This is a genomic window from Rhodoferax sp. (genome assembly GCF_039922535.1).
Lineage (GTDB): Bacteria > Pseudomonadota > Gammaproteobacteria > Burkholderiales > Burkholderiaceae_C > Rhodoferax_B.
Genome location: NZ_JBDTEM010000096.1, coordinates 1 through 15,925 on the forward strand (window position 1 = coordinate 1; position 15,925 = coordinate 15,925).

At 63.3% G+C, this 15,925-nt stretch carries 15 protein-coding genes; 8 read left to right on the plus strand and 7 right to left on the minus strand.

Annotation, left to right across the window (positions count from 1 at the left end):
• The first annotated feature begins 154 nt into the window (after nucleotides 1-154).
• Together ABI213_RS04325 and ABI213_RS04330 are read left to right on the plus strand one after the other, a co-directional pair.
• A complete protein-coding gene (locus tag ABI213_RS04325; RefSeq protein ID WP_348007582.1) occupies nucleotides 155-565 on the plus strand; it encodes an acyl-CoA thioesterase in 411 nt (136 codons plus the stop codon).
• 24 nt (nucleotides 566-589) lie between these two features.
• Nucleotides 590-1,009, plus strand: a complete 420-nt coding sequence (locus ABI213_RS04330) for a hypothetical protein (protein ID WP_348007583.1) — start codon at nucleotides 590-592, stop codon at nucleotides 1,007-1,009.
• A 19-nt stretch (nucleotides 1,010-1,028) separates the two neighbouring features.
• On the opposite strand, the gene ABI213_RS04335 is transcribed toward ABI213_RS04330, so the two are convergent.
• Nucleotides 1,029-1,985: a chemotaxis protein gene (locus ABI213_RS04335; protein ID WP_348007584.1), complete on the minus strand. Its 957-nt coding sequence runs from the start codon at nucleotides 1,983-1,985 to the stop codon at nucleotides 1,029-1,031.
• A 156-nt stretch (nucleotides 1,986-2,141) separates the two neighbouring features.
• Nucleotides 2,142-2,726: a chalcone isomerase family protein gene (locus ABI213_RS04340; RefSeq protein WP_348007585.1), complete on the minus strand. Its 585-nt coding sequence runs from the start codon at nucleotides 2,724-2,726 to the stop codon at nucleotides 2,142-2,144.
• Between the two features lie 335 nt (nucleotides 2,727-3,061).
• Between ABI213_RS04340 and trpE the strand changes: the two genes are divergently transcribed.
• Genes trpE through trpD form a run of 4 tightly spaced genes read left to right on the plus strand, consistent with a single transcriptional unit; the run spans nucleotide 3,062 to nucleotide 6,844 of the window.
• The gene (trpE, locus tag ABI213_RS04345; RefSeq protein ID WP_348026205.1) at nucleotides 3,062-4,564 is read left to right on the plus strand and encodes an anthranilate synthase component I; all 1,503 of its coding nucleotides are present in this window, start codon (nucleotides 3,062-3,064) and stop codon (nucleotides 4,562-4,564) included.
• Nucleotides 4,565-4,566: 2 nt separating this feature from the next.
• On the plus strand, nucleotides 4,567-5,142 hold the full coding sequence (locus tag ABI213_RS04350; RefSeq protein ID WP_348007587.1) for an aminodeoxychorismate/anthranilate synthase component II: 576 nt from the start codon (nucleotides 4,567-4,569) through the stop codon (nucleotides 5,140-5,142).
• Nucleotides 5,139-5,810, plus strand: coding sequence for a LysE family translocator (locus ABI213_RS04355; protein ID WP_348007588.1), 672 nt, complete (start codon nucleotides 5,139-5,141; stop codon nucleotides 5,808-5,810). The genes ABI213_RS04350 and ABI213_RS04355 overlap by 4 nt, the downstream gene beginning before the upstream one ends.
• A 14-nt stretch (nucleotides 5,811-5,824) precedes the next feature.
• Nucleotides 5,825-6,844 (plus strand): anthranilate phosphoribosyltransferase, encoded by a 1,020-nt coding sequence (gene trpD / locus ABI213_RS04360; RefSeq protein WP_348007589.1) that lies wholly within the window; start codon nucleotides 5,825-5,827, stop codon nucleotides 6,842-6,844.
• On the opposite strand, the gene ABI213_RS04365 is transcribed toward trpD, so the two are convergent.
• From ABI213_RS04365 to ABI213_RS04385, 5 genes are all read right to left on the minus strand, one after another.
• Complete coding sequence (locus tag ABI213_RS04365; protein WP_348026207.1) at nucleotides 6,841-8,844, minus strand: methyl-accepting chemotaxis protein; 2,004 nt, start codon at nucleotides 8,842-8,844, stop codon at nucleotides 6,841-6,843. The two genes, trpD and ABI213_RS04365, sit on opposite strands and share 4 nt — an antisense overlap.
• Nucleotides 8,845-9,069: 225 nt before the next feature.
• Complete coding sequence (locus ABI213_RS04370) at nucleotides 9,070-9,570, minus strand: DoxX family protein (RefSeq protein ID WP_348026209.1); 501 nt, start codon at nucleotides 9,568-9,570, stop codon at nucleotides 9,070-9,072.
• Nucleotides 9,551-10,330, minus strand: a complete 780-nt coding sequence (locus ABI213_RS04375; RefSeq protein ID WP_348007165.1) for a DNA-binding domain-containing protein — start codon at nucleotides 10,328-10,330, stop codon at nucleotides 9,551-9,553. Before ABI213_RS04375 ends, ABI213_RS04370 begins: the two co-directional genes overlap by 20 nt.
• Nucleotides 10,327-11,187 (minus strand): DUF692 domain-containing protein, encoded by an 861-nt coding sequence (locus ABI213_RS04380; RefSeq protein ID WP_348007166.1) that lies wholly within the window; start codon nucleotides 11,185-11,187, stop codon nucleotides 10,327-10,329. Before ABI213_RS04380 ends, ABI213_RS04375 begins: the two co-directional genes overlap by 4 nt.
• A gap of 153 nt (nucleotides 11,188-11,340) precedes the next feature.
• Nucleotides 11,341-11,643 (minus strand): DUF2282 domain-containing protein, encoded by a 303-nt coding sequence (locus tag ABI213_RS04385; protein WP_348007167.1) that lies wholly within the window; start codon nucleotides 11,641-11,643, stop codon nucleotides 11,341-11,343.
• A 131-nt stretch (nucleotides 11,644-11,774) separates the two neighbouring features.
• Between ABI213_RS04385 and ABI213_RS04390 the strand changes: the two genes are divergently transcribed.
• Together ABI213_RS04390 and ABI213_RS04395 are read left to right on the plus strand one after the other, a co-directional pair.
• Nucleotides 11,775-12,812: a nitronate monooxygenase gene (locus ABI213_RS04390; RefSeq protein ID WP_348007168.1), complete on the plus strand. Its 1,038-nt coding sequence runs from the start codon at nucleotides 11,775-11,777 to the stop codon at nucleotides 12,810-12,812.
• Between the two features lie 273 nt (nucleotides 12,813-13,085).
• A partial coding sequence (locus ABI213_RS04395) for a glycoside hydrolase family 3 N-terminal domain-containing protein (RefSeq protein WP_348026211.1) occupies nucleotides 13,086-15,925 on the plus strand: 2,840 nt, incomplete at its 3' end.

The following is a 15,925-nucleotide window of genomic DNA, read 5'->3' on the forward strand; positions in this document are numbered from 1 at the left end:
CTCCCACAGGTAGGGAAACAGGCGGCGCAGGGTGCGCCAATCGGAAAGCGGCGGCGCGGACGCGACCGACGTGGGCATGGAAGCCAGGGGGGCGGTTTCGCCATAGCGGCGCATGGGGGACAATCTCGTGGTTATTTTCCCAAGATTGTCCCTTATGTCCACCAATTCAAGCGCCCCCGTTGCCTTGCCCTCCGATATGGAACTGGTACTCAAGGTGATCCCCATGCCCGCCGACTGCAACGCCAGTGGCGATATTTTTGGTGGCTGGGTGATGGCGCAGGTGGATCTGGCGGGGTCGGTGATTCCGGCGCGCTACGCGCAGGGACGCATCGCCACGGTGGCGGTGAAGGAATTCATCTTTAAGCAGCCAGTGCGGCTGGGCGATATCTTGTCGTTCTACGCGTCCCTGACGCGGCTGGGACGCACCTCGGTCACGGTCAAGGTGGAGGCGTATGCCGAGCGCCTGAACATCCAGGGCCGCTACACCAAGGTGACCGAAGCCTCGCTCACCTACGTCGCCATCACCGAGCAAGGCGAGCCCCGCCCGCTTCCCGTCCATAACTGATACCGCCTCAACATTTACACGCACATGCCCCACAACACCGCCACCCTGAGCCACGAATGGTCTACCTTACAAAACAACTATGAACAAATCGAGCGCAACGCGCTGCTGGTCAAACTGGCGGCTATCGTGCTGTGTGTGGGGGGCTATGCACTGGGCGTACCCTATGAGCTGATCGGCGGCACGGCGCTGCTGTTGTGGGTGCAGGAAAGCCTGTGCCGCACCTCCCAGGCCCGCCTGGGCGAGCGCATTGTGCGGGTAGAGGCCTTGGTGAAAAATGCCGCTCCAGCCAGCAGCGCATGCCAGTTGCATACCGAGTGGCTGGCCAGCCGCAAAGGCAGCGTGGCTTTGTTGGGCGAGTACGCCGCCCATGCACTGCGGCCTACCGTGGCGTTTCCGTATGCCGTGCTCGTAGTGGTAGCGTTAGCGGCCTACTCGGGGCAGTAAGCCGCTACACAAGCACCGTTCAGCTTTTGAGTACCTTGCGGATGGTGGCGGCAAGCTCTTCGGCGACAAACTTGCCCACATAGGCATCCGCCCCCACGCTCTTCACGTGCACCTCGTTAGCCGAGCCAGACAGCGATGAGTGGATGATGACCGGCACGCCTTTGAAGCGACCGTCCTGCTTGATTTTGCGGGTCAAGGTGAAGCCGTCCATCTCAGGCATCTCTAGGTCGGTCAGCACCAGAGCTACTTTGTCCTGGATGGACTTGCCTTCGGCTGTAGCCGTTTCGGACATGGTTTGCAGGCGATCCCAGGCCTCTTTGCCGGTCTTGCACATGATAAATGGCACGCCCATGGCGACCAGACCCTGTTCGATCAGGGTGCGGGCCAACATCGAGTCGTCGGCTGCCAGCACCACCGCGCCCGGGCGCAGCTGGACCGCAGGGCCAATGCTGGCCGCATCCACATCGGGTGCCGACGGTGGCATCACATTGCGCAAAATCTGCTCCACATCCAGCACCTGGGCCAGCCGGGTATTGTCGATGTCGCCATCCAGCCGGGCAATGCTGGTGATCATGCCGCCTTGGGTGTTGGACTCGGCCGACAGCACCTGGCTCCAGTCCAGACGCACAATTTGATCCACCTCTTCGACGGCGAATGCTTGCGTGGAGCGCGCGTATTCGGTGACCATCAAGATATTCAGTCCATTTTTGGGCAGGCAACCCACAGCACCGGCCAGGTCGATCACCGGAATCACTTGGCCCCGGATATTGGTCATCCCCAGCATGTGCTTGGTGGACCCGGCGACCGCCGTGATGGTGGGCATCACCATGATCTCGCGCACCTTGAAGACGTTAATGCCGAACAGCTCGCGCTGGCTCGAATGGGCAGCCTCGCCCAGCCGAAACAGCAAAAGTTCAAACTTATTGCTGCTGGTGAGGTTGGTACGTTCGTCGACTTCTTGTTGGACTGTCGCCATGGATTTCCCCTTTGATGCACACCATTAGAACTGGATTTCAATTTTTTACAAGTTTTCACACTTGCACCCACCATAAGCCTGCACAAGGCCCAGCGGTGATCACCCTCGTGCCAGAATGTAACAGCATGCTTCACGCGCAGCCGGTGTGGCCAGTGATCACCCGCCCTTGCCTAGCAAAGCGTCTTTCAGCTTCCAGTCCGCCGGGCTGGGGCCCAGCCAAATGCGCAGCAAGGCATTGAAAAACTCGGCCTCCGGGAAAGCTTCGCCCTGCGGCTTGCCTCTGACCAGCAGCACCGTACCCACACCGGGCATCCAGTCCAGTTCAAAGGTGTCGCCAGGCAGCAGCTTTTTTTGCTCGGCAAATACCTGGCCCATGCGGTACAGGCTGGGCACCAGCTTGGACAGTTCGCCCCGGCCGGTGTTGTCCTCCACGCCCCGGGTGAACAACTTGCCTAGTTCATTGGCATCGATCTCGCGCAGCATGGTGATGCTGATGCGCTTCGGTCCCGGCATGGCCATCACGTCTTCGGGCGTGCTGGCCTTATTGGCGAGGTACAAGCCCGCGGTGTAGACCTTGAACACCGCCTTGTAGCGGATGCCCGCGCCGTTCAGTTGCAATGCCGTACCGCGCTGGTCCACGCTGTCGGCATAGGCGATGCCGGCCACGGTCGCGGCCGACACCGATGCGCTGGCGGCCAGCATGCCCAGCCAGACGGCCGCATACACGCAAAGTGACTTCATTCGAACCAACCTTTTGAAGTGGGGCATCTGCCGCCGAAACGCCTATTTTGACGTGTCTACGCAACGGTGTACAAAACAACACCGTACTGGGATGAGATGGGAGAAACCCCAGCCGCGTGTTTGCTACACTTTGCGCATGTCCATTCCACGCACGATCATTGCAGGCTGCCTCGGCCAGGGAGCCTGGTCTTGGCGCAAGCCAAATTCTGCGCGCACCTGATTGCACGGCGCTGCCGTGCGCCCCACGCCTCATCTCTTGAGGCTGAATTGACATACAGCACAGCGTGCTGTCACCCGGACCCCAGCGGCCGGGACTCTCTCACAAAGGCACTTCCGTGATGACCGAACTTGAATTCAAAAGCCTGTCCCAGGACGGGTACAACCGCATTCCCTTGATGCTGGAGGCGTTTGCCGACCTGGAAACCCCGCTCTCGCTCTACCTCAAGCTGGCGCACACCCGCAATGGCGGCGCGTACAGCTTTTTGCTGGAGTCGGTGGTGGGTGGCGAGCGCTTTGGCCGCTACAGCTTCATTGGCCTGCCAGCCCGCAGCTTCTTGCGCGCCAGTGGTTTTGGCACCGAAGCCAGGACCGAAGTGGTGCGTGATGGCGTGGTGGTCGAAACCCACCAGGGCAACCCGCTGGACTTCATCGAGGCCTACCAAAAACGCTTCAAAGTGGCGCTACGCCCCGGCCTGCCGCGTTTTTGCGGTGGCCTGGCAGGCTACTTTGGCTACGACGCGGTCCGCTACATCGAGAAAAAGCTCGAAGCCAGCTGCCCGCCCGACACCCTGGGCTGCCCCGACATCATGCTGCTGCAGTGCGAAGAGCTGGCGGTGATCGACAACCTGTCCGGCAAGCTCTACCTCATCGTCTACGCCGACCCGACCCTGCCCGAGGCCTATCCCAACGCCAAAAAGCGCCTGCGCGAGCTGAAAGAGCAGCTCAAATACTCCGTCAGCGCACCCATCGTCAAACCCAGCCAAAGCCATCCCACCGAACGCGAATTCGCCAAGGCCGATTACATCGCGGCCGTGGAACGCGCCAAGGAGCTGATTGCAGGCGGTGACTTCATGCAGGTGCAGGTGGGCCAGCGCATCAAAAAGCGCTACACCGAATCCCCCCTGTCGCTGTACCGCGCGCTGCGGGCGTTGAACCCTTCGCCCTACATGTTCTTCTACAACATGGGCGACTTCCATGTAGTGGCGGCCTCGCCCGAAATCCTGGTGCGCCAGGAATCCATGGCGGATGGCGAACAAAAGGTCACCATCCGCCCGATGGCCGGCACGCGGCCCCGCGCGTCCTCGCCCGAGCAGGACAAACTGGTCGAGGCCGAACTCATCGCCGACCCTAAAGAGCGCGCCGAACACGTGATGCTGATCGACCTGGCGCGCAACGACATCGGCCGCATCGCCAAAATCGGCACCGTCAAGGTCACCGAGGCCTTTGCGGTCGAGCGCTACAGCCATGTGATGCACATCGTCAGCAATGTCGAAGGCACGCTGCTGGACGGCATGAGCGCCATCGACGTGCTCAAAGCCACCTTCCCCGCTGGCACGCTGACCGGCGCACCCAAGGTCCACGCCATGGAGCTGATCGACCAGCTGGAGCCCACCAAGCGCGGCCTGTACGGCGGTGCCTGCGGCTACATCAGCTATGCAGGCGACATGGACGTGGCCATCACCATCCGCACCGGCATCATCAAGAACCAGACCCTGTACGTGCAAGCCGCCGCGGGGGTGGTGGCCGATTCCGTGCCCGAGCTGGAATGGAAAGAAACCGAAGCCAAGGCCCGCGCCCTGCTGCGCGCCAGCGAACTCGTTGAAGAAGGTTTGGAGTGACCATGAAACTGCTGATGATCGACAACTACGACAGCTTTACCTACAACATCGTCCAGTACTTCGGTGAACTGGGGGCCGATGTAGAAGTGGTGCGCAACGACGAAATCACGCTCGAAGAGATTGCCGCCCGCGCCCCCGACCGGCTGGTGATCTCGCCCGGCCCCTGCTCACCCAAGGAGGCGGGCATTTCGGTGGCGGCCATCCAGCACTTCGCGGGCAAGCTGCCCATCCTGGGCGTGTGCCTGGGCCACCAGGCGATTGGCGCGGCCTTTGGCGGCAGCATCATCCGGGCGCAGCAGCTGATGCACGGCAAGACCAGCGTCATCACCACCACCCAGCAAGGCGTGTTTGCCGGGCTGCCGGAACAGTTCACGGTGAACCGCTACCACTCGCTGTCCATCGAACGCAGCAGTTGCCCCGCTGAGCTGGAAATCACCGCCTGGACGGACGACGGCGAAATCATGGGCGTGCGCCACAAGACGCTGGCCATCGAGGGCGTGCAGTTCCACCCCGAGTCCATCCTTACCGAGCATGGCCACGCCATGCTGAAAAACTTCCTGGACCAGGGGGCGCGATGACGCTCGACGCGCTAGGTATCGTCCACCTGCCGCTGTTCGTCATTTCCGGCTGGCTGCTGAACCTGACCCCCGGGCCGGACGTGTTCTACATCCTCACCAACGGCCTGCGCGGCGGCTGGCGCGCGGGCGTGGTGGCGGCCTTGGGCATCGCCGCGGGCTGCTTTGTGCACATCTTTGCCGCCGCCGTGGGGGTCAGCGCGCTGATCACCGCGTCGGCCACGGCCTTCTCAGTGCTCAAGTGGCTGGGCGCGGCGTATCTGGTGTGGGTCGGCATCCAGATGCTGCGCTCACCCAAACCGGTGAACGCTACGGATTCCATAGCTGCCTGCGCAGATGGAATCAGCGCCAGCGGCCTAAAAAGCTTAAAGAAAGTTTTTCTGCAAGGCTTTTGGACCAACGCGTTGAACCCCAAGGTAGCGCTGTTTTTTCTGGCGTTTTTGCCGCAGTTCATCACCCCCGGCGCGCCGCAACCCACGCTGGCCTTCGTGCTGCTGGGCCTGCTGTTCAACCTGAACGCGGTGCCGATCAACCTGGGCTACGCCCTGCTGGCCGCCTGGGCTGCCCAGCGCATGGGCGCGGTGCGGCGTGGCATGCACTGGCTGGAACGTGGTGCGGGCGCACTGTTCGTCGGCTTTGGCATCAAACTGGCCCTGTCGGCCAAACCCTGAGAACGGAACTCCCCATGATCACCCCCCAAGAAGCCCTGCAGCGCACCATCGAACACCGCGAAATCTTCCACGACGAAATGCTGCACATCATGCGGCTCATCATGCGCGGCGACATGTCGCCGGTGATGATGGCCGCGCTGATCACCGGCCTGCGCGTGAAGAAGGAAACCATTGGCGAAATCACCGCCGCCGCGCAGGTGATGCGCGAGTACTCCACCAAGGTCCACGTGGCCGATAAAACCCACCTGGTGGACATCGTCGGCACCGGGGGTGACGGTTCGCACACCTTCAACATCTCCACCTGCTCCATGTTTGTAGCGGCCGCGGCCGGGGCCAAGGTCAGCAAGCACGGCGGGCGCAGCGTCAGCAGCAAAAGCGGCAGTGCTGACGTGCTGGAAAGCCTGGGGGTCAACATCAACCTGCCACCCGACCGTATTGCCCAGTGCATTGCCGACGTGGGCGTGGGCTTCATGTTTGCCCCTAACCACCACCCGGCCATGAAGAACGTGGCCCCGGTGCGCAAGGAGCTAGGTGTGCGCACCCTGTTCAACATCCTCGGGCCGCTGACCAACCCGGCCGACGCGCCCAACATCCTGATGGGTGTGTTCCACCCCGACCTGGTCGGCATCCAGGTGCGCGCCCTGCAGCGCCTGGGCGCCGAGCACGCACTAGTGGTCTACGGCAAAGACGGCATGGACGAAGTCAGTCTGGGTGCCGCCACCGTGGTGGGGGAGCTGAAAGACGGTGAAATCAGCGAATATGAAATCCACCCCGAAGATTTCGGCATGACCATGGCCAGCCACCGCAACCTGCGCGTCGAAACCCCCGAGCAGTCCAAAGCCATGCTGCTGGGCGTGCTGGACAACAACCACGGTGCCCCGCGCGACATCGTGATCCTGAACGCCGGGGCCACGCTGTACGCTGCCAATGTGGCGAGTTCGATGGCCGAGGGCCTGGCACTGGCGCGCCAGGCGATTGAGTCGGGTGCGGCAAAGGCAAAGCTGGCCGAATTGGTCGCGGCGGCGGCAGCTTAAAAAGTCTCCCAGTCCGACTCGTTGCCCGCCGCTTTGGGTGGCGTAATAGTGGGCTTTGGCGACGCCAGCGGCAACGGGCGTGGCCGCGCAGATGCCGCCGAAGGCTGGGCGGGGCGGGCCGCCGCCGTCGGCTTAGGCACGCGGGCCGCAGGCGCGGCGATCGGCTTAGCATGGGCCATATGGTCGTAGCGGGCCTCGCTGCCGCCCAGCTTGAACACGGCCACCACCTGTACCAGATCACGGGCTTGCGATTTCAGACTGCTGGCAGCGGCGGCCATTTCCTCGACCAGGGCGGCGTTCTGCTGCGTCGCCTGGTCCATCTGGCCCACGGCCTCGCCGACCTGCGACACGCCAGCGCTCTGGTCAGCGCTGGCGACGCTGATCTCACCCATGATCTGGGTGACCCGCCGGATCGCGCCAACCACCTCGGTCATGGTGGTACCGGCCTGGTCCACCAGGCTGCTGCCGTGCGCGACGCGCTGCACGCTGTCCGAAATCAGCGTCTTGATTTCCTTGGCGGCTTCGGCGGAGCGCCCGGCCAGGCTACGTACCTCGCTGGCCACCACCGCAAAACCCCGGCCCTGTTCGCCGGCCCGCGCCGCTTCCACGGCCGCATTCAAGGCCAGGATATTGGTCTGAAAAGCGATGCCGTCGATGACGCTGATGATGTCGGAAATCTTGTGCGAAGAGGCGTTGATGCCCTTCATCGTCTCCACCACCTGGCCGACCACTTCGCCGCCCTGCACCGCCACGGTGGAGGCCTGCTTCGCCAGCTGGTTCGCCTGGCGGGCGCTGTCGGCGTTTTGCTTCACGGTGGCGCCGAGTTGCTCCATCGAGGCGGCGGTTTGCTCCAGCGCGCTGGCCTGGCTTTCGGTGCGTGCACTCAGGTCGTTATTGCCCTGCGAAATCTCCACGCTGGCCACCGCCACGCCGTCGGCGCTGGTGCGCACCTGCAGCATCACCGCATGGATTTTCTCGACGAACTGGTTGAAGCCGGAGGCGATAGCCGCCAACTCGTCATTGCCGGTGGTGGGTACGCGCAGGGTCAGGTCGCCGTCGCCCGAGCCCACATCCTGCATCGCATCGCGCAGCACCGTCAGTCGGCCCAGCACCTTGGTCAGCAAGGCGCTGACCACGCCGACCACCACCAGCGCAATCAGCAGGCAGACCACCACCGAATACCCGACCATCGAGCGGATGCCGGCCAGCGCCTCGTCGCGGTGCAGCGCCACCAGCAGGGTCCAGTCGGTACCGGCAATTGGCGCGGCGTAGACCAGCCGGGCTTCGTCGCGGATACGCACCTCGGTCAGGCCCTTCAGCGCGGCCATGCCGGCAGAGTCCAGGCCGGGCGCGATGTCGGTTACCGGCTTGCGCAGCAGGCTCTCGTCTTCGTGCACCACGATCTTGCCGTCCTTGGCGACGATGAAGCCGTAGGTGCCAGGCGTGGGCCGGATCGAGGCGATATTGCGCGCCACCGTGTCCATCAGCACGTCGGTGCCAATGACCGCTTTGACCGCGCCGCCGTCTTTCACGGCGCTGGCGAAGGTGATCAGCAGCTTCTTGGTGGCCGCGCCTATGTAGGGGTCGGTGACGACGGGGCCGTCGGCCGCGGCGGCCTTTTTGTACCAGGGCCGCGCGGTGGGGTCGTAGTCTGCGGCACGGGTGCGCACCTCAGAGAAGATGGCTTTCTTGTCGGCGTAGCCGATATAGGCCGAGTCCACCCCGCCCGCCACCTTGGCCTGCACCAGGGATTTCAGCGGATCTTCCTCGGCGACGGCGGTCACCAGCGATGCCACCACCCGCTGGTTCTGCGCCACCCACTCGGCCACACCTTCGGCATGCGACAGTGCCAGCGCTTTGGCCTGGCTGTCCAGCGAATCCAGCGCAAACCGGCGTGCAATCTGCACATTGGTGATGGACAGCGCCAGCAGGCCCAGCAACACCAGGATGCCGGTGAGGGCGACGATTTTCCCGCGCAAGGATCTGGACAGTGACAACATAAAACCGCCTGGCTGTAGAGGGGAGGGACCGGTGCATTGCCCCGGCAATGCGAGGACAGGCGCGGGCAAAGCCTCCCCGCGCACGGGGTCAGACTCGTCCTGTTACGCCTGGCAACAAATGCTAACGTCCGCCCCAGACTTGTCCAGCGGTTTATGCGACAGTGTCAGAAATTTAAACAAAAAAGGCTGCTGGTGCAGGTGGAACCTGCGCCAGCAGCTCTTAAATCAATAGCGCTTGGCAATCCAGTGGTCGAACGAAATCTTGCCCGGGCCCTGCGCCAACAGGTACAGCAGCAGCGCCGCCCAGGTACCGTGGGTGGGGTAGGCATCGGGGTAAACGAAGAGCTGGATGGTCAGCGTCATGCCCAGCAGGCCCAGGGCCGACAGCCGCGTGGCAATGCCAAACAACAGCAGGATGGGGAAGAAATGCTCGGCGCAGGCGGCCATGGTGGCAGCCAGCTCAGGCGGTAGCAGGGGCAGCTTGTACTCTTGCTGGAACAGCGCCACGGCCGACTCCGACAGATGGGGCCTGCCCAGGTGGAACTCGCCACCGACGAGGTCTATGGCAAAGCCCTCGACCTTGGTCTGGCCGGATTTCCAGAACACGGCGGCAATCGAGAACCGGGCCAAGAAGGCGATCAAGGAATGGGGGATGCGTGTGCACAGCGCGATGAAGCGGCGCAACAAGGCGGGCGCAGGCGATGTGTCAAGGGTGGTGGTAGCCATGGGGAAGTTCTCCGGTGTGGATGCGGGTAATGAGTTGCTGGCGGATCAGCAGGGCCAGGATCGCAGGCAGGTCTAGCGTGGAGTCCGCGCCGGCGGCGGCCAGCAGGCTGCTGCCTTGCTGCAGCGCGGCCATGAACCCACCGGCGGCAGCGGAAATCTCCAAAGTATCCACCTCCAGCCCCCGGCGAAACACCAAGGCGGTTTGCGGCAGCGCAGGGTCTACGTCAGCCACCTGCAGCAGGCCCTGGTGGGCCGCCCAGAGCGACACAATAGCGAACTGCGAAGCCACCACCTGCAGCGACGGGTGTAGCTGCAGCTGTAGCTGGGCCAGTTGCTGCGGGTCGGCCAGCGCAGCCTGCAAGGCCTCGGGCGCTACAGCGGCCGCATCGGCAGCGTGGTAAGCCCGCACCCGGCACATCTCCAGCCGCGCCACGTCGGCCAGGTAGGGCACGCTGGCGGCGGGCTCGAAGCTTTCGACAAAAGCGGCAAAGTCTGCGCCGTACCAGACCATGACTCGGGTGCGCGGCGGCTGGGCCTGCACGAACAACCGGGCCATGGCCCGAAAAAATGCCTCGCCCACCAGCTCTTGCACCACCGGAAAGGTTTGGGCCAGTGCATCTACCAGCGACACCACCACGTTGTTGCGGTAGATGCCAAAGCGCTCGGCGGGGTCGGAGCCATTCCAGGCATAGAGTCCACCGGGGCAGGCCTGCGCGGGGTCCAGCAGGGCCTGGGCAAAACGGGTTTGGCTGTGGTTCATGCGATGGTCTCCGCCGCGGGCAGATAGGCTTCGGCCGCCAGCGCCTCGGCCCACAGCACGGGCCATGCGGGCACATCGTTGTCGCGCTCGACCAGGGTGGCTACCGGGCCGGTCAGGTCCAGCGTATCGGCGTACAGTTCCCACACCGCCGGGGCCACCGAACTGCCATGGCTGTCGATCAGCAGGGCATCGCCCAGGCTGTCTTGCGCGGTGGCAAAGCCCGCCAGATGGATCTCGCCCACGGCATGCAACGGCAGGGCCTGGATGTAGGCGCGTGCATCGAAGTGGTGGTTCACGCTGCTGACATACACGTTGTTGATGTCCAACAGCAGGCCGCAACCGGTGCGGCGTACCACCTCGGAAATGAATTCCGCCTCGGGCATCGTGGAGGCAGCGAATTGCACATAGGTGGCGGGGTTCTCCAGCAGCATGCGGCGCTGCAGGCGGGTCTGCACCTGGTCGATGTGGTCACACACGCGCTGCAAGGTGGCGGCGGTGTAGGGCAAGGGCAGCAGGTCGTTCAGAAACACATCGCCGTGGGTGGACCAGGCCAGGTGTTCGGAAAAAGATTGGGGGGCGTAGCGGTCGAGCAGGACGGCCAGCGCGTCCAGGTGGGCGGTGTCCAGCGGCGCATCGGCACCAATCGACAAACCCACACCGTGGATGGACAAGGGGTAACGTTCGCGGATACGGGTCAGGTAGTGGTGGGACGGGCCACCGTCCACCATGTAGTTTTCGGCATGGACTTCAAAAAACCCCAGGTCGGGTGCGGTGTCCAAAATCTCCCGGAGGTGGGCAGATTTCAGGCCAACACCCGACCGGGTGGGCAGCGACGTGCGGTGGGCAGAATGGGACATGGCAAGTCGCTTGTGAAAGGGCTGGGCTGCTTCAATGGCAGAGGAAGAACCTGCTGCCCCAGGGATACCGTGGAACTGGCTTCGCCAGGCCACTGGTATCGCCCCCTGCAAGGGGGTTGGCGAAAACACGCAGTGTGTAGCCTGGGGGTGTGCTTACATCTTGGCGGGGAAAGCCATCTTTTGCCCCATGCCGGTGGGGGAAGTAGACGACTTCATGGATTCGCAGGTACCGGCGGGCACGAACTTCCAGGAGTTAGCCTGATAGTCCATCTTGGAAGTGCCTGCACAGGTGGTGCCAGCGCCTGCGGCACAGTCGTTCTTGCCGGCCATGGCCACGCCGAAGCATTTTTCTTTTTCGTCGGCAGCCGATGCAGGGGCGGCAGCCATGGCCAATGCGGCACCGAGAGCCAGGGCCAGAACAGCGGTGGAAGCGAAGGATTTGTTGGAAGCAGTCATGAAAATCTCCAGTAAAAAGTGAACCAAGGGTTGAAGGACGGCAAGGTGTTTTGCCTTGCTGTGAAGTAGTCGGGAGGGACCCAACTTTCTTACACTGGCCATTATTTTTTTTATTTTTATGGAAAGTCAGTATGCGCCTTTCAGAACTTTTGGGTACCCCGTTGCCCCTCATCCAAGCCCCCATGGCCGGGGTACAAGGCAGTGCGCTGGCGGTAGCCGTCAGCAATGCAGGCGGCCTGGGCTCCCTGCCCGCCGCCATGCTGGGGCTGGAGGCCTTGCAGGCCGAGCTGACCCGCATCCAGGCGCAAACCACGCAGCCCTACAACGTCAACTTCTTCTGCCATGTGCCACCCCTGCCCGACCCCGCACAAGATATCCGCTGGCACACGGCGTTGGCACCGTATTACCAAGAGATGGGGCTGGAGCTGGCCAGCATCACCCCCGGCCCGGGCCGCATGCCCTTCAGCGCCGAGGCGGCCCACCTGCTGCGCGCCTTCAAGCCACCGGTGCTGAGCTTCCACTTCGGCCTGCCCAGCCCCGCATTGCTGGAGGTGGTGCGCAGTTGGGGCGCCAAGGTGCTGGCATCGGCCACCACGGTGGAAGAAGCACTGTGGCTGCAAGCGCAGGGGGTGGATGCCATCATTGCCCAGGGCCTGGAAGCAGGCGGGCACCGCGGACATTTTTTATCGGATGACCTGACCCGGCAGATGGGCACGTTTGCCCTGCTGCCGCAGATCGTGCGGGCAGTCAGTGTTCCAGTGATTGCCGCCGGGGGCATCGCCGATGCGCAAGGTGTGGCGGCGGCCATGGCCTTGGGCGCGGCGGGCGTACAAGTCGGCACGGCCTACCTGCTGTGCCCCGAGGCCACCACCAGCGCCATCCACCGGGCCGCGCTGCAAAGCGAGGCCGCGCAGCACACGGCCTTGACCAATGTGTTCACCGGACGGCCCGCGCGGGGCATCCTGAACCGGGTGATGCGTGAGCAAGGGCCGATCAGCGCCGCCGCCCCGGCCTTCCCTTTGGCCACCGCCGCCATGGCCCCGCTGCGGGCGGCTGCAGAACGTGAAGGCAGCGGAGACTTCTCGCCGCTGTGGTCGGGGCAGAACACCAGCGGCTGTCGGGCGCTGCCTGCGGCAGAGCTGACCCGGCTGCTCGCCCAGGGCTTTTAGAACGCGTTTGCGGCCCCTTAAGGGGTTAAATAAAGATACATAAAGATACAAATGTAGCTCGGTTACATGCGATTACCGAGGGCATTTACCAATGTAAAGATGCTGGTCAACACGAAAATGTAACCGCTTACATTGCACAAAAACATCCCACGCAAGTAGGCAAAAATCCGGCCAGACCTACAGAACCCGACACTGGCACACCCCACACAGGGATGGACTTGGCGGCACAACAGCCGGGCCATCCCTGTGGCTTCACACCCCGTTGGAGACACCATGCATTACGACTTACCCACCTACCGACGCAGAGGCCTGGCGGCGCTGTGCAGTGCCGCCTTGCTTGCAGGATGTGGAGGCGGCTCCAATCCGGCGGCGCTGACCGACATGCAGGCCAAGGCCGCCCCACCGACCACCCTGCCCCAGTACCCCGACTGGCCGCACATCACCAGTGACCTGCCTAGCAGCCCGGAGCTGGAAGCCCGCATCAAAGCCATAGTGGACGGCATGAGCCTGGCCGAAAAAGTGGGCCAGATGACGCAACCCGAAATCAAGAGCATCACGCCCGCCCAGGTGCGCCAGTTCTACATCGGCTCGGTGCTCAACGGCGGCGGCTCCTGGCCGCAAAACAACAAGCACGCGCTCTCCAGCGACTGGGTCAAGCTGGCCGACGACTACTGGATGGCCTCCATGTCCACCGACTCCAAGGTGAAGATCCCGGTCATCTGGGGCACCGATGCGGTGCACGGCCACGGCAATGTGTATGGCGCAACGCTGTTCCCGCACAACATCGGCCTGGGTGCCGCCAACGACCCGGCACTGGTGCGGCGCATTGGCCAGGCCGTTGCCACCCAAGTGGCCTCCACCGGCATCGACTGGAGCTTCGCACCCACCCTGGCGGTGGTGCGCGACGACCGCTGGGGACGTACCTACGAAGGCTATTCGGAAGACCCGCTGATCGTCAGCAAATACGGCTACGAGATGATCAAGGGCCTGCAGGGTGACTTCGCCCGACCGTCCACCGTGATCGCCACCGCCAAGCACTTCATGGGCGATGGCGGCACGGACCAGGGCAAAGACCAGGGTGTAAACATGTCGAGCAAAAACGACATGGTCAACATCCACGGCCAGGGCTACTACACCGCGCTGGGCGCAGGTGCGCAGACGGTGATGGCCTCGTTCAACAGCTGGACCAACGAAGACCTGGGTATCAACATTGGAAAGATGCATGGCAGCAAAGAAATGCTGACCGATGTGCTGAAAACCAAGATCGGCTTTGACGGCTTTGTGATTGGCGACTGGAACGGCCACGGCCAGGTGCCCGGCTGTAGCGATGCCAGTTGTGCCCAGGCCATCAACGCCGGGGTGGACATGATCATGGTGCCCGACCAATGGCAGGGCTTTATTGCCAACACCATGGCCCAGGTGCAAGACGGCACCATCCCCATGACCCGCATCGACGATGCCGTGACCCGCATCCTGCGGGTGAAGATGCGTGCAGGCATCTTCACCGCCAAGCGCCCACTGGAACGCCTGAACGCCGGGGATGCAGCCCAACTGCAGCACCGCGTGCTGGCCCGCGAGGCGGTGCGCAAATCAATGGTATTGCTGAAGAACAACAACAACCTGCTGCCCCTGGTGCGCGGCCAAAAAGTGCTGGTGGTGGGTAAATCTGCTGACAACCTGTCCAACCAGACCGGCGGGTGGTCGCTCACCTGGCAAGGCACCTCCAATACCAACGCCGACTTTCCCAATGCCGACAGTATTCTGGCCGGTATCCAGGCCGCCACGGGTGCCGCCAACGTCACTTACAGCGCCACCGGTGCGGGCGTCAACGTGGCCGACTTCAAAGCCGTGATTGCCGTGATCGGCGAAACACCGTATGCCGAGGGCGTGGGCGACATCGGCAAAACCGGCACCCTGGAGCACGCGCGCCGCTACCCCGAAGACCTGGCCGTGCTGAATGCCGTCAGCGGCAAAGGCGTGCCCGTAGTGACCGTACTGGTGACTGGCCGCCCGGTGCTGGTAAACAAGGAAATCAACCGCTCGGACGCGTTCATGGTGGCCTGGCTGCCCGGCACCGAAGGCAAGGGTGTGGGCGATGTGCTCTACCGCACCTACAACGGCAAGGTCAACTTTGATACCGTGGGCAAGCTGTCGTTCTCCTGGCCCAAATCAGGCTGCCAGACCCCGTTGAACGTCGGCGATGCCGCCTACGACCCGCTGTTTGCCTACGGCTACGGCATGCGCTACGCCGACCAGAAAAACCTGGCCCCGCTGGACGAGACCGTGCCCACCCTGGGATGCGGACAAACCGCCGGGGGCGGCACTACCGCGGTAGACCTGGAAATCTTCAACTCCACCGACCAGGCCCCGTTTGCGCTAGGCATCGGCTCGCCCGAGAATTGGGCTGGCACCGCGCTGGGCTCGGACCTGAACGCCGTGATCGCCCAGGCCACCATCAAGGCCGAAACCACCCAGGTGAACGTGCAGCAAGACGGCAAAAAAATCACCTGGACGGGCACCGGCCAGTTCTATGCGCAGCAGCCCGGCACCAGTGACCAGCAAAGCTACCTCAACTCGGACTCGGCGCTGGTGTTTGACACCATCGTGCACCAGGTGCCCGAGGGCCTGGTCAAGGTGCGCATCGATTGCAGCTACCCCTGCATCGGCGAACTGGACGGCACCACGCTATTCAGCACCCTGGCGCTCAACACCAAACGCACCGTCAAGCTGCCGCTGAGCTGCTTTGCTGCCAAGGGCACCGACTTTGCCACCATCAACACGCCGTTCCTGGTGTACACCGAGAAAGCCTTTACCGCTTCGTTTGCCCACATCCGCTGGGTGCCGGGTGCCGCCAAGGATGCCGACGCGGTGGCCTGCGACACCCTGGTGCCACCCACCGCCGCCCTGCCCACGCCCAAACCAGCCCCCACTTACACCGTGTTCAACAACGGCCTGGTGTCTGATGGTTTCAAGGCCAACACCTATTCCACCAACAATGTGCACACCAGCTTCAGTGTTTTGTCCACCGGGGAGCTGGCGCTGAACTTTGCGGCCGACGGGGCCGATGGCCTGCTCTTCTTCAACGACAGCGCCGCCATCAACCTGGTGAACTT

Excerpts from the sequence above, each read along its gene's own strand:
- ABI213_RS04325 (WP_348007582.1), top strand. The coding sequence starts at position 155 with ATGTCCACCAATTCAAGCGCCCCCGTTGCCTTGCCCTCCGATATGGAA.
- ABI213_RS04330 (WP_348007583.1), top strand. The coding sequence starts at position 590 with ATGCCCCACAACACCGCCACCCTGAGCCACGAATGGTCTACCTTACAA.
- ABI213_RS04335 (WP_348007584.1), bottom strand. The coding sequence starts at position 1,985 with ATGGCGACAGTCCAACAAGAAGTCGACGAACGTACCAACCTCACCAGC.
- ABI213_RS04340 (WP_348007585.1), bottom strand. The coding sequence starts at position 2,726 with ATGAAGTCACTTTGCGTGTATGCGGCCGTCTGGCTGGGCATGCTGGCC.
- ABI213_RS04350 (WP_348007587.1), top strand. The coding sequence starts at position 4,567 with ATGAAACTGCTGATGATCGACAACTACGACAGCTTTACCTACAACATC.
- ABI213_RS04355 (WP_348007588.1), top strand. The coding sequence starts at position 5,139 with ATGACGCTCGACGCGCTAGGTATCGTCCACCTGCCGCTGTTCGTCATT.
- trpD (WP_348007589.1), top strand. The coding sequence starts at position 5,825 with ATGATCACCCCCCAAGAAGCCCTGCAGCGCACCATCGAACACCGCGAA.
- ABI213_RS04365 (WP_348026207.1), bottom strand. The coding sequence starts at position 8,844 with ATGTTGTCACTGTCCAGATCCTTGCGCGGGAAAATCGTCGCCCTCACC.
- ABI213_RS04370 (WP_348026209.1), bottom strand. The coding sequence starts at position 9,570 with ATGGCTACCACCACCCTTGACACATCGCCTGCGCCCGCCTTGTTGCGC.
- ABI213_RS04375 (WP_348007165.1), bottom strand. The coding sequence starts at position 10,330 with ATGAACCACAGCCAAACCCGTTTTGCCCAGGCCCTGCTGGACCCCGCG.
- ABI213_RS04380 (WP_348007166.1), bottom strand. The coding sequence starts at position 11,187 with ATGTCCCATTCTGCCCACCGCACGTCGCTGCCCACCCGGTCGGGTGTT.
- ABI213_RS04385 (WP_348007167.1), bottom strand. The coding sequence starts at position 11,643 with ATGACTGCTTCCAACAAATCCTTCGCTTCCACCGCTGTTCTGGCCCTG.
- ABI213_RS04390 (WP_348007168.1), top strand. The coding sequence starts at position 11,775 with ATGCGCCTTTCAGAACTTTTGGGTACCCCGTTGCCCCTCATCCAAGCC.